The sequence below is a fragment of the Pseudomonas sp. NPDC086278 genome, assembly GCF_050280905.1.
In the GTDB taxonomy this organism is placed as follows: domain Bacteria; phylum Pseudomonadota; class Gammaproteobacteria; order Pseudomonadales; family Pseudomonadaceae; genus Aquipseudomonas.
Map to the genome: position 1 here is coordinate 1 of NZ_JBNNWE010000095.1, position 23,362 is coordinate 23,362.

General features: G+C 60.4%; 26 protein-coding genes and 1 pseudogene. 20 read left to right on the forward strand and 7 right to left on the reverse strand.

What is annotated here, in order from left to right; genetic code table 11:
- A pseudogene (locus tag ACQKP4_RS23400) lies at nucleotides 1-200 on the reverse strand (arginine--pyruvate aminotransferase AruH); the annotation flags it as partial.
- A gap of 293 nt (nucleotides 201-493) precedes the next feature.
- On the opposite strand from ACQKP4_RS23400, the gene glcD reads away from it, so the two are divergent.
- The 4 genes from glcD to ACQKP4_RS23420 are packed head-to-tail and all read left to right on the forward strand — an operon-like array spanning nucleotide 494 to nucleotide 4,690.
- Complete coding sequence (gene glcD / locus ACQKP4_RS23405) at nucleotides 494-1,993, forward strand: glycolate oxidase subunit GlcD (protein WP_427636004.1); 1,500 nt, start codon at nucleotides 494-496, stop codon at nucleotides 1,991-1,993.
- Nucleotides 1,993-3,048: a glycolate oxidase subunit GlcE gene (glcE, locus tag ACQKP4_RS23410; protein WP_427636006.1), complete on the forward strand. Its 1,056-nt coding sequence runs from the start codon at nucleotides 1,993-1,995 to the stop codon at nucleotides 3,046-3,048. Before glcD ends, glcE begins: the two co-directional genes overlap by 1 nt.
- Nucleotides 3,049-3,051: 3 nt before the next feature.
- Nucleotides 3,052-4,272 carry a glycolate oxidase subunit GlcF gene (gene glcF, locus ACQKP4_RS23415; RefSeq protein WP_427636008.1) on the forward strand — a complete coding sequence of 407 codons (1,221 nt, stop codon included), beginning with the start codon at nucleotides 3,052-3,054 and terminating at the stop codon, nucleotides 4,270-4,272.
- A 16-nt stretch (nucleotides 4,273-4,288) separates the two neighbouring features.
- Nucleotides 4,289-4,690 carry a heme-binding protein gene (locus ACQKP4_RS23420; RefSeq protein ID WP_427636010.1) on the forward strand — a complete coding sequence of 134 codons (402 nt, stop codon included), beginning with the start codon at nucleotides 4,289-4,291 and terminating at the stop codon, nucleotides 4,688-4,690.
- A 39-nt stretch (nucleotides 4,691-4,729) separates the two neighbouring features.
- Here the strand turns inward: ACQKP4_RS23420 and ACQKP4_RS23425 are convergent, their stop codons facing one another.
- Entirely contained in the window at nucleotides 4,730-5,065 is a 336-nt protein-coding gene (locus ACQKP4_RS23425) for a hypothetical protein (protein ID WP_427636012.1), read from the reverse strand.
- A gap of 117 nt (nucleotides 5,066-5,182) precedes the next feature.
- Nucleotides 5,183-5,854, reverse strand: a complete 672-nt coding sequence (locus ACQKP4_RS23430; RefSeq protein WP_427636014.1) for a glycosyltransferase — start codon at nucleotides 5,852-5,854, stop codon at nucleotides 5,183-5,185.
- Between the two features lie 205 nt (nucleotides 5,855-6,059).
- Here ACQKP4_RS23430 and ACQKP4_RS23435 point away from each other — a divergent pair, with 205 nt between their 5' ends.
- Nucleotides 6,060-6,500 carry a hypothetical protein gene (locus ACQKP4_RS23435; RefSeq protein WP_427636016.1) on the forward strand — a complete coding sequence of 147 codons (441 nt, stop codon included), beginning with the start codon at nucleotides 6,060-6,062 and terminating at the stop codon, nucleotides 6,498-6,500.
- A gap of 269 nt (nucleotides 6,501-6,769) precedes the next feature.
- Nucleotides 6,770-8,470 carry an amidase gene (locus ACQKP4_RS23440; protein ID WP_427636018.1) on the forward strand — a complete coding sequence of 567 codons (1,701 nt, stop codon included), beginning with the start codon at nucleotides 6,770-6,772 and terminating at the stop codon, nucleotides 8,468-8,470.
- Between the two features lie 81 nt (nucleotides 8,471-8,551).
- Here the strand turns inward: ACQKP4_RS23440 and ACQKP4_RS23445 are convergent, their stop codons facing one another.
- Nucleotides 8,552-8,932 (reverse strand): RidA family protein, encoded by a 381-nt coding sequence (locus ACQKP4_RS23445; RefSeq protein WP_427636020.1) that lies wholly within the window; start codon nucleotides 8,930-8,932, stop codon nucleotides 8,552-8,554.
- 280 nt (nucleotides 8,933-9,212) lie between these two features.
- Between ACQKP4_RS23445 and ACQKP4_RS23450 the strand changes: the two genes are divergently transcribed.
- From ACQKP4_RS23450 to ACQKP4_RS23460, 3 genes are all read left to right on the forward strand, one after another.
- A complete protein-coding gene (locus ACQKP4_RS23450; protein ID WP_427636022.1) occupies nucleotides 9,213-9,665 on the forward strand; it encodes a hypothetical protein in 453 nt (150 codons plus the stop codon).
- Nucleotides 9,666-9,717: 52 nt separating this feature from the next.
- On the forward strand, nucleotides 9,718-10,548 hold the full coding sequence (locus tag ACQKP4_RS23455) for an alpha/beta fold hydrolase (protein ID WP_427636024.1): 831 nt from the start codon (nucleotides 9,718-9,720) through the stop codon (nucleotides 10,546-10,548).
- Between the two features lie 115 nt (nucleotides 10,549-10,663).
- Nucleotides 10,664-11,224, forward strand: coding sequence for a hypothetical protein (locus ACQKP4_RS23460; protein WP_427636026.1), 561 nt, complete (start codon nucleotides 10,664-10,666; stop codon nucleotides 11,222-11,224).
- A gap of 108 nt (nucleotides 11,225-11,332) precedes the next feature.
- Here the strand turns inward: ACQKP4_RS23460 and ACQKP4_RS23465 are convergent, their stop codons facing one another.
- Nucleotides 11,333-11,716 carry a VOC family protein gene (locus ACQKP4_RS23465; protein ID WP_427636028.1) on the reverse strand — a complete coding sequence of 128 codons (384 nt, stop codon included), beginning with the start codon at nucleotides 11,714-11,716 and terminating at the stop codon, nucleotides 11,333-11,335.
- Nucleotides 11,713-11,994: a hypothetical protein gene (locus ACQKP4_RS23470; protein ID WP_427636030.1), complete on the reverse strand. Its 282-nt coding sequence runs from the start codon at nucleotides 11,992-11,994 to the stop codon at nucleotides 11,713-11,715. The genes ACQKP4_RS23465 and ACQKP4_RS23470 overlap by 4 nt, the downstream gene beginning before the upstream one ends.
- Before the next feature lie 120 nt (nucleotides 11,995-12,114).
- On the opposite strand from ACQKP4_RS23470, the gene ACQKP4_RS23475 reads away from it, so the two are divergent.
- A complete protein-coding gene (locus ACQKP4_RS23475; RefSeq protein WP_427636048.1) occupies nucleotides 12,115-13,098 on the forward strand; it encodes a helix-turn-helix transcriptional regulator in 984 nt (327 codons plus the stop codon).
- 51 nt (nucleotides 13,099-13,149) lie between these two features.
- Here the strand turns inward: ACQKP4_RS23475 and ACQKP4_RS23480 are convergent, their stop codons facing one another.
- Complete coding sequence (locus tag ACQKP4_RS23480; RefSeq protein ID WP_427636032.1) at nucleotides 13,150-15,069, reverse strand: tyrosine-protein phosphatase; 1,920 nt, start codon at nucleotides 15,067-15,069, stop codon at nucleotides 13,150-13,152.
- Nucleotides 15,070-15,310: 241 nt separating this feature from the next.
- On the opposite strand from ACQKP4_RS23480, the gene tspO reads away from it, so the two are divergent.
- The 10 genes from tspO to ACQKP4_RS23530 form a co-directional block, all read left to right on the forward strand.
- Nucleotides 15,311-15,751 (forward strand): tryptophan-rich sensory protein TspO, encoded by a 441-nt coding sequence (tspO, locus tag ACQKP4_RS23485; protein WP_427636050.1) that lies wholly within the window; start codon nucleotides 15,311-15,313, stop codon nucleotides 15,749-15,751.
- Between the two features lie 2 nt (nucleotides 15,752-15,753).
- A complete protein-coding gene (locus ACQKP4_RS23490) occupies nucleotides 15,754-16,746 on the forward strand; it encodes an alpha/beta hydrolase fold domain-containing protein (RefSeq protein WP_427636051.1) in 993 nt (330 codons plus the stop codon).
- 546 nt (nucleotides 16,747-17,292) lie between these two features.
- Entirely contained in the window at nucleotides 17,293-17,748 is a 456-nt protein-coding gene (locus tag ACQKP4_RS23495) for a glycine zipper 2TM domain-containing protein (protein WP_427636053.1), read from the forward strand.
- 138 nt (nucleotides 17,749-17,886) lie between these two features.
- On the forward strand, nucleotides 17,887-18,168 hold the full coding sequence (locus ACQKP4_RS23500; protein WP_427636034.1) for a hypothetical protein: 282 nt from the start codon (nucleotides 17,887-17,889) through the stop codon (nucleotides 18,166-18,168).
- A 22-nt stretch (nucleotides 18,169-18,190) separates the two neighbouring features.
- Entirely contained in the window at nucleotides 18,191-18,523 is a 333-nt protein-coding gene (locus ACQKP4_RS23505) for a hypothetical protein (RefSeq protein ID WP_427636036.1), read from the forward strand.
- Nucleotides 18,524-18,631: 108 nt separating this feature from the next.
- On the forward strand, nucleotides 18,632-18,868 hold the full coding sequence (locus ACQKP4_RS23510) for a hypothetical protein (RefSeq protein WP_427636038.1): 237 nt from the start codon (nucleotides 18,632-18,634) through the stop codon (nucleotides 18,866-18,868).
- A gap of 223 nt (nucleotides 18,869-19,091) precedes the next feature.
- Nucleotides 19,092-20,633, forward strand: coding sequence for a multicopper oxidase family protein (locus ACQKP4_RS23515; protein WP_427636040.1), 1,542 nt, complete (start codon nucleotides 19,092-19,094; stop codon nucleotides 20,631-20,633).
- Nucleotides 20,630-21,772 carry a hypothetical protein gene (locus tag ACQKP4_RS23520; protein WP_427636042.1) on the forward strand — a complete coding sequence of 381 codons (1,143 nt, stop codon included), beginning with the start codon at nucleotides 20,630-20,632 and terminating at the stop codon, nucleotides 21,770-21,772. The genes ACQKP4_RS23515 and ACQKP4_RS23520 overlap by 4 nt, the downstream gene beginning before the upstream one ends.
- Nucleotides 21,773-21,775: 3 nt before the next feature.
- Entirely contained in the window at nucleotides 21,776-22,342 is a 567-nt protein-coding gene (locus tag ACQKP4_RS23525; RefSeq protein ID WP_427636044.1) for an SCO family protein, read from the forward strand.
- A gap of 79 nt (nucleotides 22,343-22,421) precedes the next feature.
- A partial coding sequence (locus tag ACQKP4_RS23530; protein WP_427636046.1) for a thiamine pyrophosphate-binding protein occupies nucleotides 22,422-23,362 on the forward strand: 941 nt, incomplete at its 3' end.

Below are 23,362 nucleotides of genomic sequence, written 5' to 3' on the forward strand. Positions count from 1 at the left end.
TCGGTGTAATGGGTGTCGCCTTCACGCAAGGCGTGAATGGCCGCATCGGTGATGAAATCAGGCGTAGGGAAGTCCGGGTCGCCAACGCTGAGGATAATGACATCCTCACCGCGCCGCTGGGCTTCGAATGCCGCATTGTGAATATCCCAGGCAGCGACACCGTCGCCTGAAATCCGCTCAACAAAGGGTGAAAACCGCATGCCAGTGCCTCGTTCAAATTGAAGAAACGCAAGCCCGCAACCAGCCGGGGGGGAGCTGGGACCAACATAGTCGAAGCTGAACAGTCGTTCAACAGAAAAGTCACTCGGGTTCGTGTTCGGTGTAAACAGGTCGTTTTTACGACAGTCGCGGCGTTTTCGATGTCGGGGTGTAGCAGAGCCAACTTCGGCTAATGTCTTTATCGCATAGACACGGGAGCGTCCCAGGCGAATGATGCGAGGAGCGACCCCGGTACAGGCCGCCCATAAAAACAAACGAGGGTCATGAGCCACTTATGAACATCCTCTACGACGAACGCGTTGACGGCGCCCTGCCCGACGTCGACAAAGTCGCGCTGCTGCAAGCGCTGCGCTCCCGACTGCCCGAGCTGGAAATACTCCATCAGCGCGAAGAGCTGAAACCGTACGAATGCGACGGCCTCTCCGCTTATCGCACCACGCCGCTCCTGGTGGTGTTGCCGCGCCATATCGAACAGGTTCAGGGCGTGCTCAAACTCTGCCATGAGAGGCAGGTGCCGGTGGTCGCCCGCGGGGCCGGCACCGGGTTGTCCGGCGGCGCATTGCCGCTGGAAAAAGGCGTGCTGCTGGTGATGGCGCGCTTCAACAACATCCTGCACATCGACCCCGCTGCCCGCACCGCGCGGGTTCAGCCAGGCGTGCGCAACCTGGCGATTTCCCAGGCGGCCGCACCGTTTGGCTTATATTACGCACCGGACCCATCTTCGCAGATCGCCTGTTCGATCGGCGGCAACGTCGCCGAAAACGCAGGCGGCGTGCATTGTCTGAAATACGGTTTGACCGTGCACAATCTGCTCAAGGTCGACATCCTCACCGTCGATGGCGAACACCTGAGCCTGGGCTCACAGGCGCTCGACTCACCGGGTTTCGACCTGCTGGCCTTGTTCACCGGCTCGGAAGGCATGCTCGGGGTGATCACCGAAGTCACGGTCAAGCTGCTGCCCAAACCGCAGACCGCCAAAGTGTTGCTGGCGGCGTTCGATTCGGTGGAAAAGGCCGGCCATGCGGTGGCTGACATCATTGCCGCCGGGATCATTCCCGGCGGTCTGGAGATGATGGACAACCTGGCGATTCGCGCCGCTGAAGACTTCATCCACGCCGGTTATCCGGTCGACGCCGACGCCATTCTGCTGTGCGAGCTCGACGGCGTCGAAGCCGATGTCCACGACGACTGCAACCGCGTCCGCCAGGTGCTGGAACAGGCCGGCGCCACCGAGGTGCGGCAGGCCTGCGATGAAGCCGAACGCGTGCGCTTCTGGGCCGGACGCAAAAATGCCTTCCCGGCAGTGGGCCGACTGTCGCCGGACTATTACTGCATGGACGGTACGATTCCGCGCCGTGAACTGCCCGGCGTGCTGCGTGCCATCGCGGCGTTATCCGTCGAATACGACCTGCGCGTGGCCAACGTTTTCCACGCCGGAGACGGCAACATGCACCCGTTGATTCTGTTTGACGCAAACCAGCCCGGCGAACTGGATCGCGCCGAAGCGCTGGGCGGCAAAATCCTCGAATTGTGCGTGAAGGTCGGCGGCAGCATCACCGGGGAGCACGGGGTCGGTCGCGAGAAAATCAATCAGATGTGCGCGCAGTTCAACAGCGACGAGTTGACTGTGTTCCATGCGGTCAAAACCGCGTTCGACCCCAGCGGTTTGCTCAACCCCGGCAAGAACATTCCCACCCTGCACCGCTGCGCCGAGTTTGGCGCGATGCACGTGCACATGGGGCAACTGCCCTTCCCCGAACTGGAGCGTTTCTGATGGGCAGCAATGACGACAGCGCCAACCTGTTGGAGCAAGTCAATCTGGCCATCGAAAACGCTACCCCGCTGCGGATTCAGGGGGCCAACAGCAAAGCGTTTCTCGGTCGAATCGTCGCCGGTGAAGTGCTCGACACCCGCAACCATTGCGGCATCGTCAGCTACGACCCGACCGAACTGGTGATCACCGCGCGCTGCGGCACGCCTTTGTCGCAACTGAGTGAGGCGCTGGACGCCGCGCAACAGAGGCTGCCCTGTGAACCGCCCTCCTTCGGCGACGGCGCCACCGTCGGCGGCATGATCGCCAGCGGGTTGTCCGGGCCACGGCGCCCGTGGTCGGGCTCGGTGCGCGACTTCGTCCTTGGCACACGGGTGATTACCGGCCACGGCAAGCATCTGCGTTTTGGCGGCGAAGTCATGAAAAACGTCGCCGGCTACGACCTTTCGCGCCTGATGGCCGGCAGCTTTGGTGCGCTTGGCGTGATCACCGACGTCTCGCTCAAAGTGCTGCCCAAACCCCGGCAAACCTTGAGTATCAGCCTGGACATGGACAGCGACCGCGCCCTGACTCGCCTGGCGCAATGGGGCCAGCAACCCCTGCCGATCAGCGCCGCGTGTCACGACGGACAGCGTTTGCACCTGCGGCTTGAAGGGGGCGAAGGTTCGGTGGCGGCGGCACATGAGCGCTTGGGCGGCGAGATTCTGCATGACTCGTATTGGGCCGATCTCAACGAACAGCGTTTGAGTTTCTTCGATGAAGACCAGCCGCTGTGGCGTTTATCCGTGCCCAACAACACGCCTTGGCTGTCGTTGCCCGGCACGCAACTGATCGACTGGGGCGGCGCCCAGCGCTGGCTCAAATCCGACGCCGATGCCAGTTTCATTCGCTCGACAGTTGAAGCGGTCGGCGGGCACGCGACCTGCTACAGCCATGGCCTGGTCGACAGCCCGTTTCATCCGCTGCCCCCCGCCCTGATGCACTATCACCAGCGCCTGAAGCAACAACTCGACCCCCGGGGAATCTTCAACCCCGCACGCCTGTACGCGGAGCTTTGAGCCATGCAAACCACCCTGAGCGAACACGCGCGCCAACTGCCCCGCTCCGCCGAAGCCGAGCGCATCCTGCGCAGTTGCGTGCACTGCGGTTTCTGCAATGCCACGTGCCCGACCTATCAATTGCTCGGCGATGAACTGGACGGCCCGCGCGGTCGCATCTACCTGATCAAACAGGTGCTGGAAGGCAACGAGGTCACACAGAAAACCCAGCTGCATCTGGACCGTTGTCTGTCGTGCCGCAATTGTGAAACCACCTGCCCGTCCGGGGTCGATTATCACAACTTGCTGGACATCGGCCGCGCAGTGGTCGATGCCGCCGTGCCGCGTTCATTCGAGCAGCGTGTACTGCGTGAAGGCTTGCGCGGTGTCGTGCCCAATCCGCGGTTGTTCAAAGCGTTGGTCAGCAGTGGCCAAGTGTTCCGGGCGTTGTTGCCCAGCACCTTGCAAGCCAAATTGCCGCGCAGCGTGTACCCGGCCAAATCGCGCCCCGTCACTCGCCATGCGCGACAGGTATTGATGCTCGAAGGTTGCGTGCAGCAAAGCCTGTCACCCAATACCAATGCCGCCGCCGCGCGCGTACTGGAGCGACTCGGCATCAGCGTCACGCCGACCCGCGAGGCGGGTTGCTGCGGCGCCGTAGATTATCACCTCGACGCTCAAGCCGCCGGCCTTGAGCGCGCCCGCCACAACATCGACGCGTGGTGGCCGAGCATCGAAGCAGGCGCCGAAGCCATCGTGCAGACCGCCAGCGGTTGCGGCGCGTTCATCAAGGATTATGGGCACCTGTTGGCCAGCGATCCGGCCTATGCCGAAAAGGCGAGAACGGTCAGCGCGCTGGCCAGGGACCTGGTGGAAATCCTGCGCGACGAGCCGCTGGGAAACCTCGGCATCCACAGTGATCAACGCCTGGCGTTCCATTGCCCCTGCACGTTGCAGCACGCGCAAAAACTCGGCGGCGCGGTGGAAGCGGTCCTGACCACACTGGGGTTCAACCTGACATCGGTGCCCGACGGTCATTTGTGCTGCGGTTCGGCGGGCACCTACTCACTGACCCAGCCCGAACTGTCTCGACAGCTGCGTGACAACAAGCTCAATGCGCTGGAAAGCGGCCACCCCGACGTTATTGCCACCGCCAACATCGGCTGTCAGTCGCACCTCGACGGCGCGGGCCGAACGCAGGTAAGGCACTGGATCGAACTGGTGGAAGCTGCATTGCCCCAATAAACCCTGGAGTCTTTTGATGAACAGCAAAGCCGTGTTAACCCAGACCGAAGTCAGCCAGATCCTCGCCGCCGCACGCAGCGAAGCACAGAACAATCAATGGGCGGTCACCATCGTGGTGGTCGATGACGGCGGCCATCCACTGGCCCTCGAACGCCTCGACGGTTGTGCGCCCAGCAGCGCCTATATCGCGACCGAAAAGGCCCGCACGTCGGCACTCGGCCGGCGTGAATCGAAAAGTTATGAAGACATGGTCAACGGCGGACGCTACGCCTTTTTGTCGGCTCCGTTGCTGACTTCACTGGAAGGTGGCGTGCCGATCATCGTCGACGGCCAGGTGATCGGCGCGGTCGGCGTGTCGGGCGTCAAGTCCGACCAGGACGCGCAAGTGGCCAAGGCCGGGGCGCAATGCCTGAAATGACCCGGCCTGTGCTGCCAAATCGGGACTTGGGCTGCGCCTTCACCTGCGGGCCAGTTTGTACCGCACGCAGTCGTCATAAAAACCTTGGCGAATGGTGGCCGGCTGGAGTCGCGACGGGCTGTCGTAGGTTTGCTCGGTGATACCCATGGCCATCATGCGCATCCACGGCTTGCTGAATTTGTAGGTCTGCAGTTTCTGACGCGCGGCATACAGCGACACCCCGGACAGTTTCAGTTCCTGCGCCTTCGCCGCCGTCCCCGCGCCCCAACTGCACATGTAGCGGTCGTTAGGCACCAATTCCCTGGCCTGGGCAACAAGTGCCATGCTCGCCAAGCCGAACGACATCATCGTGATCAATACCCTGCGCAATTCCATTCCGCCTAACCATCTGAAAATAGGCGTGATTTTGGCGACTGCCAGGCAACTTGGGGGCCAGCAAAATGCCTTATCTGCAACCGCCAGCGCGTTGCGCGTGATTTGTCCTGCCCGACTTTATAGCGCGGCCGATCCTGACACCGTGCCGAGGTTCGCCAGGAACTCACCAAAACCGCCACGGCATTTGAAATCCTTGCGTGCGCTGGTCAGCACCGGGTTGGTCGCGGTCCAGACAATCCGCGCACTGATGCGCTCAAGATCCGCCACCAGATGCACATCTTCATGAGCCACCAACGGCTGAAACCCGCCCGCTCTTCGGTACGCAGTGGCGCTCAAGCCCAGATTGGCGCCGTGGATGTGGCGGTGATTTTCGATGAACTGGTAATGCTCCAGGTATTGCGAGCGAACCTGCTCGCCGTGTTCAGCCCAGTTATCCACCTCCACCGTGCCGCACACCGCGTCGGCCATGAATTCTATTTGCCGGGCAAGCCAATCCGGTGGCACAACCGTATCGGCATCAGTGAACGCAAGCCACTGCGCGCCAGCTCTCAAAAGCTCCTCAGCCCCCTTCGCCCTGGCTTTGCCGACATTCTGGAAGGAGACGGCGATGGCCTCTACCCCATGCGCTTCAACCAACAGCGCGGTGTCGTCCGAGCAATCGTCCATGACAACCACTACGCTGACTTGGCAGCCGGCAAGTTGCGGATGCTTCGCCGCGACCAGAATCGATAACAGACAGGCGGCAATGTACTTTTCTTCGTTATGGGCGGGTATTACGACACCTATCATTGGCCTTCCCTCGGTCAGGCGAAGCGTTGGTTCCAATTATCGACACTGCTGGCGAGCAGAAGGTTTAAAGAATGTTGCGCCCAGCGCCCTCTTGCGGCGGGTTAGCAAAATGGGGACCACCGATTCCGATGCTACGCTGTGATTTTTATGTTCAAAACAAAGCCCCCTTCCGAACCCAGCTCCTTAGACGTTCGAGAGTGCAGCCATGACGCGGATGCTGATCGGTGGAATGACCCTGGTGATACTCGGCACGATGACCTATGGCCTCGTGCAATGGAAAGCCGCCGAAACCCGGACGCAGGCGGTGCTCTGCGGCCAGGCCAGACAGACCCTCAAAAGCGTGGAAGTCCGAGCGCGGGCGCTGGCCGCCGGGATGTCGGTGGAGGCGTATGCCAAGGAGGAAGAAGATGACGTGGCGAAGCTGCTGGCCGCACTTGACGCCACGACCAGCGACGCCGAGGTCGACTCGGTCATCGCGGCGCATGCGGCCGAGATCGAAGCGGGAGATGCGGCCATCGACGCCGAAGTCGATACGCGCGGCGATCAATCATTCCTCGAACAAAGACTGAAGAAACAGCGTATCCCCATCGATGTGAAGCAAGAGCTTCAGCGGGCGGCGAAGGCCGTCAGCCTGACGTGTAGCTAACGTGAGAGGCACGGCGGCAAGTCGGGAGAGCGGTTCAAGGCGTGCGGACGGCCGAGGGCTTTTCCTTGGGCATTCTTGATCGGGCTGAGAAACCGCTGACTGCGCCCCTTGCTCGAATGTTTCAACGCATTACAGAATGGTTTTATTTATCCGCAATCGCCGGGCATCGATCTTGGTGTTAAATAGCGCGCTCAGCGTGTAAGTCCAGACACTGCCGCGTAAGGCAGTGCGAAGAGAATTCCAATGAACAGCCATTTCGAGAAAACAGCATGATCGAGGTCACCGAGGTTTCCATTGCCGAACTGCGTGCGGCGCTTGAATCCGGCCAGACCACGGCGGTGGAACTGGTCCAGGCGTACCTCGCCCGTATCGATGCCTACGACGGTCCCAGCACGCCGACCGCGCTCAATGCCGTGGTGGTCCGCAACCCGCAAGCCCTCGATGAAGCGCAGGCCTCCGATGCCCGTCGCCGCCAGGGCAAAACGCTGGGGCCACTTGATGGCATTCCCTACACGGCCAAAGACAGCTACCTGGTCAAGGGCCTCACCGCCGCTTCCGGCAGCCCGGCATTCAAGGACCTGATCGCCTATCGCGATGCGTTTACCGTCGAACGGCTGCGGGCCGCCGGCGCTATCTGCCTGGGCAAGACCAACATGCCGCCGATGGCGAATGGCGGGATGCAGCGCGGTGTCTATGGCCGGGCCGAGAGCCCGTATAACGCCGAGTATCTGACCGCGCCGTTTGCATCGGGCTCCTCGAACGGCGCCGGCACGGCAACGGCGGCCAGTTTCGCCGCTTTCGGCCTGGCTGAAGAAACCTGGTCGAGCGGGCGTGGCCCGGCGTCGAACAATGGTCTGTGCGCCTATACGCCGTCACGCGGGGTGATTTCGGTGCGCGGCAACTGGCCGCTGACGCCGACGATGGACGTGGTCGTGCCGTACGCCCGGACCATGGCCGATTTGCTCGAAGTGCTCGATGTGGTGGTGGCCGACGACCCCGACACACGCGGCGATTTGTGGCGGATGCAACCCTGGGTGCCGATTCCGAGTGTCGCCTCGGTGCGCCCCGCGTCCTATGCCGAACTGGCCGTGGGCAGTGAGTCGCTTGCTGGCAAACGCTTCGGCGTTCCGCGCATGTACATCAACGCGGACCCCGAGGCCGGCACCAGCGAAGCGCCTGGCATCGGCGGCCCGACCGGACAGAAAATCAACACCCGCCCTACCGTGATCAGCCTGTGGCAAGCGGCTCGCAAAGCCCTGGAAACCGCCGGTGCCGAAGTGATCGAGGTCGATTTCCCGCTGGTGTCCAATTGCGAAGGTGACCGACCGGGAGCGCCGACGGTGTTCACCCGAGGCCTGGTGTCCAAGGAGTTCCTGCACAACGAGCTGTGGGACCTGTCGGCCTGGGCGTTCGATGACTTCTTGCGCGCCAACAACGATCCAAAGCTCAATCGCCTGGCCGATGTCGACGGTCCGCTGATCTTCCCGCACGACCCGGGCACCCTGCCCAACCGTGAGGACGATCTTGCCGCCGGCATGGACGAATACGTGAAAATGGCCGAGCGCGGCATCACCCCGTGGGACCAGATCGCGAGCGTGCCGGATGGGCTGCGCGGACTCGAAGCAACCCGCAAGATCGACCTGGAAGACTGGATGGATCGCCTGGGCCTGGATGCGGTGCTGTTCCCGACGGTCGCCGACGTCGGCCCGGCCAATGCCGACGTCGATTTGCAATCGGCAGACATTGCCTGGAGCAACGGCATCTGGGTCGCCAACGGCAACCTCGCCATCCGTCATCTGGGTGTGCCAACGGTCACCGTGCCGATGGGCGTGATGGCGGACATCGGCATGCCGGTCGGGCTGACCTTTGCCGGTCGCGCCTATGACGACTCGGCCCTGCTGCGTTTTGCCTCGGCGTTCGAAGCAACCGGTTCCAAGCGCTTGATCCCGCCGCGCACCCCTGCCCTGTAGCGTTCATCAGCCAAAAAAAAACCCGAAGAAATTCGGGTTTTTTATGCCGCTGGCACTGACCGCAGCGGCTGACCCGCGTCGTCAGGCTTTGGCGGCCATCGCGGTCACTTCCACGCGCATGCCTTCGACGGCCAGGGCGGCGACGCCGACGGCGGCACGCACCGGCCACGGTCTGGCGAAGAAGCGCTTATAGACTTCATTGAACGCGGCGCGGTCGGCCATGTCGGTGAGGTAGATGGTCAGGTGCAACACGCGGTCCATCGAACTGCCGGCACGCTCCAGCGCGACCTTCAGGGCCTGCAACGTGCATTCGCTTTGCAGGGTGATGTCGCCCAGTTCCAGGCTGCCGTCGGCGCGGGTCGGGATCTGCGTGGAGACCAGCAAGCCGCCAAAACCGGCGACGTCAGAGGAAATGGAATCCGCGTCGGGATCGGGGGTGAAAGTAATGTCCTGGTTGGCCATGGGGCTCTCTTGCTTGAGGTGGTAAGGGGCGATCGACGCCTTTGCGCCGACAGTCTACAGCCCGACGCCTGAATTGCGTGCGCACCGCCAATACTCCTTTCATCCGGTCATGGGGGCCAGTCGAGCATCTCCAGCTACGCTTTTTAAGCCTGCGACACCTGACCCATCCAACCCGTCTCCTTGCTGATCGCCAGCGGCCATCGGCACGGGCAACGCCGGGAGGCGATAAATGAGCTATACCCGCTAATCCCCCCTTGCAGTTCTTACGCAGGAGTTGGCAATGAAGCTCAACCACTCGATTGCAGCCCTATTGATCAGCGCAAGCCTCTTCGGCTGCACCACCTCATCACACCAAGGCGTGTCGGTGCCCTTGGTGGCGACCCGGCAAAACACTGGTCAGATTGGCAACGTAACGCTGGCCGACTGGGGCCAACAAACCGGACTCAGTTTCTTCATCAGTGGCGTCCCCAGCGGAGCGATTCTGCCCCTGCGCCTCTATTCGTTCATCAATAAAGGCACGTGTCAGCAACCCGGACCGGTCGCCTACGCGATGAATGACAAGGTCAACACCGAACGCGAAGCGGTACGCGGCTGGTCGTTCTCGAGAGCCGCACCGGTCCCCATGGCAGATCTGCTGGCCAGTCAGCATTCGATTGTGGTGCGCACGGCGCCGGACAGTGGCAACGTCGATGTCTTTTGCGGGGACATAAAGCAATCAGGCGCAACGAACTAGTCAGTTGAGGCACATCGGTTTTTTCAAACGCAAACCGGAGGGAATACACACCATGAGCTCAATTACGACCAAAGACGGCACCGAGATTTTCTATAAGGACTGGGGTCCGAAAAACGCAACGCCCATTGTGTTTCACCACGGCTGGCCATTGAGCGCGGACGACTGGGACAACCAGATGATGTTCTTCCTGCTCCAGGGTTACCGGGTGATCGCGCACGACCGTCGTGGGCACGGGCGCTCGAGCCAAACCTTTGAAGGCAACGAAATGGACACCTACGCCGCCGACGTCATCGAGTTGACCGATGCGCTCGACCTTAAAGGGGCGATCCATGTCGGCCATTCCACCGGTGGCGGTGAAGTCGCGCGCTACACGGCGCGCGCCAAACCGGGGCGCGTTGCCAAAGCCGTGCTGATCAGCGCGGTCCCGCCGATCATGGTCAAGTCAGAGAAAAACCCCGGCGGTTTGCCGCTGGAAGTGTTCGACGGGTTTCGTTCGGCGCTGGTCGCCAACCGCGCGCAGTTCTACGTGGATGTGCCGGCGGGGCCGTTCTACGGCTTCAATCGACCGGGCGCCAAAGCCGATCAAGGCGTAATCGACAACTGGTGGCGCCAAGGCATGATGGGCGGCGCAAAAGCTCATTACGACTGCATCAAGGCGTTTTCCGAAACCGACTTCACCGAAGACCTGAAAGCCATCCAGGTGCCGACGCTGGTGATGCATGGCGAGGATGATCAGATCGTGCCGTTTGCCGACTCCGCGCCGCTGTCGGCAAAACTGTTGAAGCACCCCACGCTCAAGACCTATCCGGGTTTTCCGCACGGGATGCCGACGACCAACGCCGATCAGATCAACGCTGACTTGTTGGCGTTCATTCGCGGTTGAATACCCATCGCGCGCGACGGCGGCCAGAACGCCGTCGCGACCATCGCGTCAATTGCGGCAATACCTGATTCGCTATCGAAACGGGAGGCTAAAACGTGAGTCGGCAGGCAATGTCATGAACAACTTCCCCATCGTTGCCACGGTACTTTCGATGATCCTGGGGCTTTCCGTCACCCGCTTGCTGCTCGGGGCGCTGACGGTGTTCCGCATCCGCCGTTCGGCGGCGCCTGACTGGGTCGCCCTGGTCTGGGCCGTCATGCTGTTTTCAACTCAGCTGGACTTCTGGTGGGCCATCAACTCACTGCCCGCGATAAAAGTGACCTTTACGTTCGCGGAATTTTTATTGCTGGTTCTGTTGGCGTTGTCGCTGTTTGTCTCGGCCGCCTTGCTGCTACCAAGCCGCAGCGAGGACGAGCAAAACGGACTTCGCGTGTACTTCGAACAGGATGGGCGCTACGCCCTTCTGTCGCTGTCGACCTACCTGGTGCTCGGGCTCATCGTGAACGTCATGTTTTTCCAGGCCACTCCGATCGCACTTTGGGGAGCGCTGGACATCATCATGATCATTCTTCCGGTCTGCGCGTTCGTGGCCAAATCGCGCAAAGCCTATTCGATCATCACCCTGCTTTACGTGCCCATCAACGCCATGGACATCGTTGTGTCACTGACAACTTAGGCGTGCCGCATGCGGCCGCGCCTCTCAATCAACGCGCGAGCAGAAAAGAAACTTCGCCTCGGCGAAACGGCGAGGCCAGCCCCAGTCAAGACTGGCCTCGGACCGGCTTCAGTCTGCTTTGAAGCAATAGGCAGCCAGCTTGTTGCCGTCCAGATCACGGGCGTACGCGGCGTAGGCGTTAGGTGCCCAGCCGCGTGGACCTGGCAGACCTTCACACTTGCCACCAGCAGCCAAAGCGGCAGCATGGAACTCGTCGATAGCGGCACGCGTCGGGGCTTCGAAACTGACGGTCACGCCATTACCGACGCTGGCAGGTGCGCCATTAGCCGGTTTCAACACGAAGAAAGACGGCGCGTTATCGCCCCAGATGGAACCATTGTCCGCGAGGTCCGCAATACGTTTCTGGCCCAGTTTGCCGAGGACGCTGTCGTAGAATTCGCGGGCTTTGTTCAAGTCATTGGTGCCGACTGTGACGTGAGTAAATGCACTCATTTGATGGCTCTCTTTGATAGAAACAAGGGATTGGCGTTGCAGTTTCGTCGTTGCAATTGATCGCCGGACCGGTTGACCGTGACAGCCAGCGTCGCGCCATCGCCGATCGATCCGCCGTTCGGGTGTGAGCCAAGAATGTGCCCCGCCTCGTCGAAAGAACAGTGATGTATCCGCATTAATCCCATGTGATCAGCGCATAAAAACAGCGCGATGCGCAACGGCGCTGCCCCCGTCCGCGACACCGGCTGATCGGGTTCATCGGCGTCGACCGTGCTCACGACGAACTGTCACAAACCTGTCATCCCCTGCTTGCTAATCTTCCCGGGCTTGCCGTGCCTGAACGCCATTCCCTGCAGATCGCCCCCATGCAAAGCCCCCCACCCAAGGTGTCACTCAAGGTGTTTTCCAACCCTGTCCGCCAGCAAATCATCCTCAGATCCAGCGGCATGCGCTGCGACGATTTCGGCGCGTTGTTCTCGAAAATGTTTGGCAACCGCTACCACGACACCCCGCCGCTGCCCCCAGACATCATCATCGGCGGCGTCTACGGTCGGTACGACGGCGTCAGTTTTCGGCGCATGCATTACCGTGGCGATTTCTCGGTGGTCTTTCCTGATCCCCAGGACGAAATCACCTTTGTCATTCCTGCCGCCGGCAAAATCATCTTCAAGCACCTCACCGAGTCGGTCGGTGTTTGCCAGGTCGGGCTGGCCATCGACAAGGCCGATATTCGCTCGATGCACTTGCTCGACAATCATGCGCAGCACGGGATGTCGATCCAGCGTGGCCTGCTCATCGAACGCCTGTCGGCGCTGCTGGGCAAGCCGATTGTCGAGCGGTTGGTCTTCGAGCCAATGGTCGATTTGAAGGCCCCGGCTTTCCAGGGCATCAAGGCATTGATCGAACTGGCCACGGGCAGCGAGTTCGATGCCCTGATCAACACCGGCACGCTGTTGCCCTCGCGGCTGCGGGAAATGCTGGTGGACGCAGTGCTTGAAGCCTGGCCACACAATTTCACGCCAGCGCTGCGCAACCCCGAGCCGCTGATTGCGCCACGGCATGTGAGGCTGGCGGTCGACTACATACGGGCGCATCCCGAGAACCTGCTCAGCGGCACGGACCTGGCCCGGTTGACCAACGTCAGTCAGCGCGCATTGCAGGATGGGTTTCGGCGTTTCGTGGGCACCACGATTGTGGCGTACCAACGACAGGTGCGTCTGGAGCGCGCCCACGAAGTGCTGGCCCGAGACGACTCAACGTCCGTGACTGAGGTGGCCTTGCGATTGGGCTTCAGCAATGTCGGCAGGTTTTGCCAGTATTTCCAGAGCGCCTATGGCGTCAGTCCCGCGGACCTGAAATCAGGGCACCGCACACGCGCCTGATGCCAAGGCGCGGGCCGCCGAATGCCGGCGGCCGCAACCCATGATGCGCAATCAGAACAGATAGCTGGCCTTGAGACCGCCGCTGAAACCGTGGCTGTCGCCCCCGCCGCTGGCACCGACTTCAGCCCCCACGCTCAGCGCGCCAAGATTGGCCATGAGGTTGACCCCACCGGTGAACTGATCACGGTTATCGAAAGCGGCGCGCTGTTCGATATCCAGTCCCAGCAGGTGCCCTTCGCTGTCGACTTGATGATCGCCCAGCACATGCTCGTAGCCCACCTGAACCCCCGGCACCAGTTGCCAACTGCCCATGCCGACCGGGGCAAATGCCACATTGAGGCCGGCAACGGCACTGCGCCGGGTTTGCTGGAGGCCGTCGACGTCGAGGGCCAGTTCACTGCCCTTCTCCTTGAAACCCGACAGGTCAAGGTGGCTGACCCGCACGCCGAGGCTCGGTTCGAGGATCACGCCGTCGACCGGCACGCGGTAACCGAACGCCAGCGTCGCGCCGGTGAGGTTGCCATGGCTACTGCCCTTGGCCGAACCGAGTCCGCCGCCGAGGTCGCGTTTGCTGTCGTAGTCGAGATAACCGGCGCTGGCGTTCGCATCGACGAACAGGCCGCGCTCCAGACTGGCGAAACCGTAACGGGCGCCAACGTTGAAAAAAGTCAGGTCGGTGTCGGCCTCGCCGCCCGCCCCGCCGACGCTGCCGCGACTGTAGCCGAAGCCCGCATGGGCGCTGAGTTGCTCGGAGAAACGCTGGGTCAGGCCGACCATCGCTCCTTGGCTGTGCTCATTGCTGCTGTCGGCGCGGGACGAACCGTCGGTGCCCAGATAACCGGCCAGCGCCGTGCTCCACAAACGGTACTGACCGACCTTGAGGTTAGTGCCGCTGGCAAATGGCGCAGCGGCCTGTTCGATCATCGCCCCCTGGCGCAGCAAGTAACTGGCGGCGTCAGCGTGCACCTGGCCACCGACGGTGGACTCGACACCGCCGAGGTTGCCCGAATCAATCGCCGATTGCAGGTAATAGTTGTAGGCGCTGTAAGTGCCGGACAAGCGAGTGTTCTGTAGCTGCTGCAACAACTGCGCCCCTGCCGCCGCGTTGCCGATCAGGCCCGCCTGCCCCGGCAGACTGTTGTATTCGACCATCTTGGCGCGCAGCACATAAAGGGTTTCCTGCGACAGTCCCAGGCCTTGCTTGAGGTAGTTGTCCATGCTGCCGTACTGCGCGGTTACCTGATCCAGACCGGCTTGCAGGTAGCTGGCTTCGACACCGAGCAACGGCGCATAAACCGCCGCCATGCTCGGCGGCATCGCCTTGAGCGTCGCCGCGACACGGGCGGCGGTGTAGTCGTTGGTCGCCAGGTAATTGCTCATGATGGTGGCGCTGTCGACCCCGGCAATGCTCAGCAGCACAGCGGCGGTCCAACCAGTGCGGTCCTTGCCGGCGGTGCAATGGAACAACTGGGCGGCGTCGACACTGGCCAGCTCATTGAACAACTTGCCGAACTGAGCACGCATCCCGGCATCGCTGACGAACGCCCGGTTGGTCTGCTGCATCATGGCGATGGCATCGGCGGCGCTTGTGAACGATATAGTGGTGATGTTCGAACCGGACGTGGTACTGCCGATGATGTCGATGTTTTCGTAAGTCGCGCCGGTCAGCAACGTGTCGGGGGTGCCGGCGATCTCGCTGGGCGTGCGCAGGTCGTACACCGCTTTGATGCCCAGACTGTTCAGCGTGGCCAGATCCGCCGCCGATGGCGTTATCGCATTGGAGCGGTAGAACACGCCGCTGCGCATCGTGCCATCGTGCGCCGTGGAATACGCGGTGGTGGTGCCGGCGATGTCACGGAAGTTGTCGATGCCGCTCAGGTGCGGCGTGTCGAGGACCGTGGTCTCGGCGGCGTGGGCAGCGGCAATGGACAGGCTCAAAACGGACAGCGAAAACAGAAGACGTGGGAACACAGTACAGCCTCATTGAACGAGCGTTGGGCTGGCTACTATCTGCAACGAAGTGATACCAAATATGACAGACTGCCTTCGCACGAAAATCGCTGCGCGATGGGTCCGGCGGGTGCGTGTTTTGTCCATCTGAGGAATTTGCCGCCCTGCCGATTCAAACTTTTTGCTTGCGCGGGATGTCCTCTCTTTAGCACTGCCCACAGGCATTGCTTCCCTCACCGCTGACATCAGGTAAGAACAGATGATGACCTTTTTTATTTTTCTACTGGCCTGCGCGGCTGCGGCAAGCACCGGCATCCTTTTCAAACCGGGCCAGTGGTACGCCGGTCTCGTCAAACCCGCCTTCACCCCGCCCAACTGGCTGTTCCCGGTCGCCTGGTCGGTCATCTATCTGTTGCTGGCCTGGGCCGGTTACCGATTGAGCCTGATCCCTGGCAGCCAGGTAGTGCTGGCCTTGTGGGCGGCGCAAATTGCGCTTAATACGCTGTGGACACCGGTGTTCTTCGGGGCGCACCACGTCTTCGCCGGCATGGTGATCCTTGTGTTGCTGTGGCTGGTGGTCGCGGCCATGGTGGTGCTGGCGTTGCAGCTTGACGTGATCACCGGGTTGATTCTGTTTCCTTACCTGGCGTGGCTGTGTGTCGCCGCCGCGCTGAATTTTTCCATCTTGCGCAACAACCGCTGATGATGAACTCCGACTCAGGCAGCACAGTGCCGTGGCCGGCTGGCGAGCGGGAGTTGGCGCAAGTGCGGGCATTCAACAAAAAACTGGCTTGGTTGCCACGCTTTCGAATCCGCAATCGCCTCACACCCCGCGTGATTCAGGCGCTGCTGCGGGCCAGCCAAATCGGTGGCACCGGCAAATTGCTCAAGCACGGGCTGAACGCTGAAAACCAGGTGGTCGGTGTGGACGGCGTTCCAGTGCCCGTTCGGATCATCCGGCCCAAAGGCCAATCAAAGGGCGTGGTGCTGGATTTTCATGGCGGCGGATGGGTCATCGGCAATGCGCAGATGAACGACGACTTCAACATTGCCATCGTCAATACGTGCAACGTCACGGTGGTTTCGGTCGATTATCGGCTTGCCGTATCGACGCCGATTGAGGGCCTGATGGAGGACTGCCTCAGTGCCGCTCGCTGGTTATTGAATGACGACTGCCAGGAGTTTGCCGGGCTGCCCGTTATCGTCGTCGGGGAATCGGCCGGGGCTCATCTGGCCGCAGCGACGTTGCTGGCGCTGAAGCAATGGCCCGGCTTGCTTCAACGGGTAAGCGGCGCCCTGCTCTATTACGGCGTCTACGACTTGACGGGAACGCCGAGCGTTCGCGCAGCGCCACCTGAAACGCTGCTGCTGGACGGTCCCGGCATGGTGGAAGCGTTTCGGATGCTGACGCCGGGCTTGAATGACGAGCAGCGCCGGCAGCCACCGTTGTCACCACTGTATGGCGACTTTTCGGATTTCCCGCCCGCGCTGATGTTTGCCGGTGAGCTGGATCCGCTGAGAGACGACACACTCGAAATCGCCGAGCGCTGGATGACGTCGGCGCCGGTTGAAATGTACTGTTTGCCTGATTGTCCCCATGGATTTATTCATTTTCCGACGGCCATGGCCGATAACGTGCTTGCGTACAGCCGTCAGTGGATAACGGCTCGCACCTTGGATTTTGCTTCACCCAGGTGAGCAGAGCCGCCTAAAGAATTTTGAAATGCAGCCGATTTATGCGTTTGAAGCATGGCATTAATGCAAATTCATCACTGTTATTTCAAATATTCGGGAGACATCCTTGTCGCAAAGTTCAATGAAATTTTTACTTACGTAAAAGTCGGCATTAACGACCTGAAAAAAGCCCGCAGGCTCCATCCGAGGCTAGAACGCGGCGTCTTTCTTCGTCCCGAAGCTGTTTAACGGCGCGCTTTCCAGTGTAGGCAATGGCGTGACCGTCAGTTTCGCAGCGCCCACTAGTGGCGTAATCGACGCATTCGATGCCACAGCATTTACCGACGGCGGTGCGCATGACGCTCGCCCCTGGACTTCGGACGCGTAGTTGAGCACTGAACGCTGATGCGGTATGGGCGCGTTCCACACTTGATGTGTTTCCCAGGCTGCTCTGCGCTCAACACGAATCGCCGTTTTTCGACACCGTACTTGAGCAAAAACAGGCCGATTTTGTCTGGCTTGATTTGATGCTTTTGTATGTTCCACAACCTAAAACTAATGAGTTTGACGATGAAAAATATTGTTTCCTGGCTGACGATCACGTTGTCGAGTCTGGTGTTAAGTGCTTGCGCTGTAGTTGACGGCGGAAGTGGAGGAGCTGGCGAGATGCAGATTCGCGCCGGGAAAATCGAGCAGATTACGCTGACGCAAATGCAGACTAACCACGACAGTGGCGTCGGTGCCATCCTCGGCGGCGTTGGCGGTCTCGGCCTCGGCAGTCTGATCGGTCGAGGCACCGGTCGCGATGTGGCAATGATCGCCGGTGCACTCGCTGGCGCGGCAGGCGGCAATTACGCGGAAAAGAAACAATATGACCAGCCAATTGACGCGCAGCAGATCATTGTTCGCACCAACAGCGGCGTACTGGTTTCGGTAACGCAGCCGATCAATCCGTCGCTGACCAAAGACATGAGTGTGTATGTCGAAGGCGCCGGTAATGAAGCACGGGTAGTTCCCCAAGGCTAAGTTTGATCGTCTGGCACTTTGGGCAAGCGGCATCTGGTGGTTGATTTCTACATCGCCAGATGCCGCTTGAGACTTATGGGTCGCCTGGACAGATGAGAACGTAGCGATCATTTCGTCATTGAGTAAGAGTTCGGACGCATGAATAAGAAATTTATGATAGTCGCCAGTGTTATCTGCTCTTCGTTGATCTTCGGTTGTGTCAGCCGAGCCGATCAACCCACTGTAGATATTGGTGATCGCCACGGTAACTTGCGAGGCGCCCAGGAACATATCCTCCAGGCATGGCAATTGGTGGGCGAGGCTCAACGCGACAACAACTCTCACCTGGGCGGCCACGCGGAGCGCGCCAAAGAGTTGCTGAGCCAGGCAAGCGAAGAGCTGCGTGCAGCGGCGGATACTGCGAATCAGCATGGTCAGTAATTCAGGCGAACGAGAACCTTCGATGAGCACTGAGCGGACTAATACGCTGGATGACGATATTTGCGTCCATATCTTCACTTCGTCCGGTGCGATGGTCGGCGTCTGCCTTACCGTCGTCGGGATACTTCGAGTGGTGATCAACATCCGGCAGGAAGACCTGATCGGCCAGAGCATGCTGGCGATCAACGCAATCATTTATTTGACGACCTGCCTGATTGCTTATTGGGCGCTGCGGACCCGCAAGGCAAAACGAAACCATCAGTTGGAACGCATTGCCGACTCGCTGTTTCTGTTCGGGTTGACGTTGACGACCATTACAACGGGCTTTATCACCTTCGCCATGTCGACGGGTTGATTCAAGTAACAGGACCCGGCGAGATAACAGTCGAGTTTGAATACCTACGCTGTTCGGCTATTTTCAGCCACCAGTCATTACTGATCTAACGTAAACGGAGCCACCCCTATGCGCATGTTCAAAACCATACTTATCACTTCACTCTTGGCCGCCGGCTTGATGTCTCATGTCGGTTTCGCCAATGCCGAAGGCGATATTGCGAAAGACGTCCGGGATGGCATGCGTGACGCGGACCAAGATGTCGATCGCGATGGCAAAGACATCGATAAAGAAGCCAAGAAGATGGATAAGGAGCGGCATAAAGAAGATCGCCATCTGGACAAAGAAGAGAAAAAACACCTTTGATTCAGACGCCGCCGATGGTGGCGGCGCATGCATTTCCCATGGGTCATGGCGTTGTAAGTCGACTGTGGGGTAACGGCGAGTCACTGGACCTGCTCCAGACACGAAACTGCGAAAGTAGCGTTTCAAAGCATTCAACTAGTTGGGCCGTGTGTTGTTCATCTTCGGCGAAACATAGGCGATGTCCACAAAACGTTCTCATGCCTGCCTTGGAAGGTTGTGTTTAATGTCAAAACGTTTCCGCTTCAACGTCCGCTCGTTCTGGGTGAGCGCAGCTTTGCTAGGGCTCGCGGGATGTGCCACCGAGCACACTGCCGAGCCGGCCTCCCAGCCCCTGCGACAGAACCCCGAATTTTCCTACGACGCCAGCGGCGTGACCCACGCGACGCTGACCGCCGCCGAGCAGCAGGTCAATGTCGGGAACGAGCGTTATGTGTCGCTGGTGTTCAACGGTGATTACGATTCGCCGCTGATTCGCACGCGCCCCGGCGGGGTCATGGCGATTAGCCTGGACAACCGCATGGACGAGATCACCAACCTGCATTTCCATGGCATGACCGTGTCGCCGCTGGACGAAGGCGACAATATCTTTCGCATGACCCAGCCCCATGAAGTGGCGCAGTACAACGTCAAGTTGCCCAAGGATCACAGCCCCGGTGCCTACTGGTATCACAGCCATTTCCACGGCGGTTCGCAGCGTCAGGTGTCGGCCGGGATTGCCGGGCCGATTCTGGTCGACGGCATGCTCGATCCGTTCCCCGAGCTCAAGGGCATCAAGGAACAGGTGCTGGTGCTGCGCAATTTCCAGAAAACCCTGACCGGCAAGGTCGCCAGCGAGATCATCACCAGCGCCCCGTCGATCCGCACTATCAATGGTCAGGAAGTGCCGACCATCGATATCAAGCCCGGCGAAACCCAGCTCTGGCATTTCATCAACATCGCCGCCAACCAGTATTTCCGGATTCGTATCGACGGCCAGTCGATGCAGATCCTGTCGCGCGACGGCAACACCGTGACGCGTCGGGTGGACGATGATCAAGTGCTGATCGGCCCGTCGGCGCGCTTCAGTGTGTTGGTGGTCGGGCCGGCGGCGGGGACGCACGATATCGTGATGGAAGCCGCCAATACCGGACCGGCGGGCGATCAATACCCGGCGGCCAAACTGGCGATCCTGCGCTCCAGTGGCGAGCGCGTGGCGACCCGGCAGATCACCAGCGCCTACCCGCCCGCCGAGGATTTCAGCAAGGAGGCGGTGAACAAGACCCGGCAGTTCGTGTTCCAGGATTCGGCCACCGACCCCAATGCCTTCCTCATCAACGGCACCCGGTTTGAACTGGACAAGGTCAACACCACGGTCAAGCTCGGTGATGTCGAAGAGTGGCGGCTACTGAACCCGTCGCAGGAACTGCATCAGTTTCATATCCACCAGGTGGACTTTCAGGTCACCGAGATCAACGGCAAACCGGTGCCCTTCAGCGGCTACCGCGACAATGTGTTCATCCCGGCGACAGGCTCGATCACCGTGCGCATACCGTTTCGCGACCCGATCATCCTCGGCAAGTTCGTCTACCACTGCCACATCCTCGAACACGAGGACGGCGGCATGATGCAGGCGATTCAGGTGGTCAAACCCGAGGACTACGAGCAAGCGGTTAAGCTCGAACCCTTGGGCGGCATTTACGGTGAAAACAACCAGTTGTGCGCCTTCCTGCGCAACACCGGCAAGGACCCCAAAGCGGCTGATTTGCTTATCAAGGAGCGGCCATGAACAAGTATCACCTGGCGGTGTTAATGGTGGGCTCACTCGGCGCCGTTGAATCGACCTGGGCCGATGACGGGCAGTACCCCAACGTCGGCATGGATTACTCCGCGACCTTCCAGTACGACCACGTGCACGCCGACGCGCCTCAGGGCGGCAACCGCAACAGCACCGATGCCTACCCGGACATCAACAGCACCTTCTACTTTCGCTTCTCGCACGATCAGCAGATCCAGCTGGCGACCGAGATCAATCCGGTGCAGGGGCCGGAGCCTGGGCAGAAGCGTTTTTTCGAAGACGTGGGCCTGGTGATCAACGACCTCAACTATTACCAGAACAACGCCAACTCGGCGTTCATGATCGGCAAGTACCACGTGCCCTTCGGCCGGGCGCAAGATCAGGCGCCGGGGCTCTACACCTCGGATTTCGTCAGCACCTACGACCTCGACGGCATGCTCGGCGGCACCGTGGCGTACCGGTTTTTCGATCAGCAACTGGGCATGATCGAACCCAATGTCAGCGTCTACACCGCTGACAACTCGGTCTTGGGCCGGCCTTATTTCCGCCATGGCGAAAAGCTGCAGCGCTCCGATGGCGGCCCTTCCAACACCGGCAAGCTCGATTCGTATGCCGTGTCGGTCAACTGGCTGGCGATCCCGGCGATCCCGTTCCTGGAAATGCAGGCCGGCTACATGTCCAACAAACAGGGGGACGACGTGGTGCAGTCCGGTCCGCCGCTGGGGGCTGCCGCGGATGAGAACGTCAAAATCGCTTCGGCGCGTTACATCTGGGCCTATTCGCCCAGCACCGAGCTGGAGCCGACGCTGGCCGGGCGTTATTTCGACATCGTGCCGTTTATCGAATGGGCTGACGTCGCCAACGAAGACGGGATTCAGGGCAATGACACGCGCTACCTGACCACCTCGCTGACCTTCGATTTCGGCGATTGGGCCCTGGGGGCAACACGCACCGACAAAAACCGCCCTTCGACCGGTGGCGCCAGTCGCCAGGATTACCTCAACGAGCTGAGCGTGACCTACAACATCACCGGGCAGGTCAAGCTCGGGCTGTCCGCGGGCACCCAGAAAGAAGACGGTCAAGTGTCTGACCTGGTGGGCCTGGCGCTGACGTATTCGGGAGGGTATTGATCGATGAAATGGCTAATGGCGCTGCTGGTGATGGGGCTGTCGGCCAGTACGACGGCGGCGACCCGCACGGACATCGGCGGGCCGTTCCAGTTGACCAATCAGAATGGCCAGCGGGTCACCGAGCGCAGTTTCGGTGAGCCGGTGTTGCTGTACTTCGGCTTTCTGACCTGCCCGGACATCTGCCCCACCGACCTGGCGAAAATGGCCCGCATCAGCCGCCAACTGCAACAGCAGCAAGGCCTCAAGGTGCAGCCGGTTTTCGTCACGGTCGACCCGGAGCGCGACACCCCGGAAAAGCTCAAGACCTACGTCAATTACTTCGCCAGCAACTTCGTCGGGCTGACCGGCTCGGCGCAAGACATCGTGCGCATCACCGACGCCTACCACGTGTATTACAAGAAAGTGCCCTACGGCGACAAACCCGGGCAATACATGATGGACCACTCGACCATTCTGTTTTTACTCGACAGCCAGGGCCGCTACCTCAAGCATTTCGGCAGGGGCATGGACGAAAAAGAAATCGCGAGCCAGGTGGCCAGCAGTCTCGCCGACGCGGCCATCGAACGGTGAACACATTCAGTGCACGTCCTTGCCTTGCAAATAAGCGAATCACATTTCAGCAGCCGCAAAAAATCATAGGTATTGCCTCATGACCACGACAGTCATCCAGCATGTATTAGGCCGCTTGGCCGATCTTGGCATTGCCGATGTGTTTGGTGTGCCGGGGGATTATTCCTTCTCCATCAGCGATGCTGTCTGCACCTCCTCGCGACAGCGCTGGGTCGGCTGCAGCAATGAACTGAACGCCGCCTATGCGGCGGATGGCTATGCGCGCATCAAGGGCATGGCGGCACTGTGCACCACTTACGGCGTGGGCGAACTCAGCGCGATTAATGGCATCGCCGGGTCTTACGCCGAACACCTGCCGGTATTTCACCTGGTCGGTACGCCGAACCTGAAAGTGCAGAACGCCCGAGCGCTGATGCACCACACCTTGGGCGACGGCGAGTACGACCTGTTTCGGCGAATGGCGGAGCCCGTCGCTTGCGCGCATGCGGTGATCACCGCGCAAAACGTCCTGTATGAAACCGAGCGGCTCATCGCCGAAGCGCTTTACCACAGGCGCCCGGTGTACATGGCGTTTCCTGCCGACCAGGCGAACCTTCCGGTGGTCGGTAACATTGCCCCGTTTCCTCTGGCGAGCAGTCATGCCGCGTCACTGTCACGCGCAGCGGATGCCATCCTCGAAGCCCTGGGAAAAGCCACGACGGCCTGCCTGTTGCCGGGCATTCTGGCGTCCAGAGTCGGCGCCACGGATGGCTTGAAGTCGTTCGTTGACAACAGCGGCTTGCCCTTCGCGACGATGTTCATGGCCAAGTCGGTGCTGGACGAACAACACCCTGCGTATGTGGGGATGTACGACGGCAACTTGATGAACCCCAATGTTCGCGACTTTGTCGAAGGCGCCGAACTGGTCATCAGCGTCGGCTCACCCTTCACCGACTTCAACTCAGGGGCCTTCACCTCCAATCTCGACCACAGCCGTGTCATCTACATGGGGCATCACAGTACAAAAATTGGCGCAGTGGA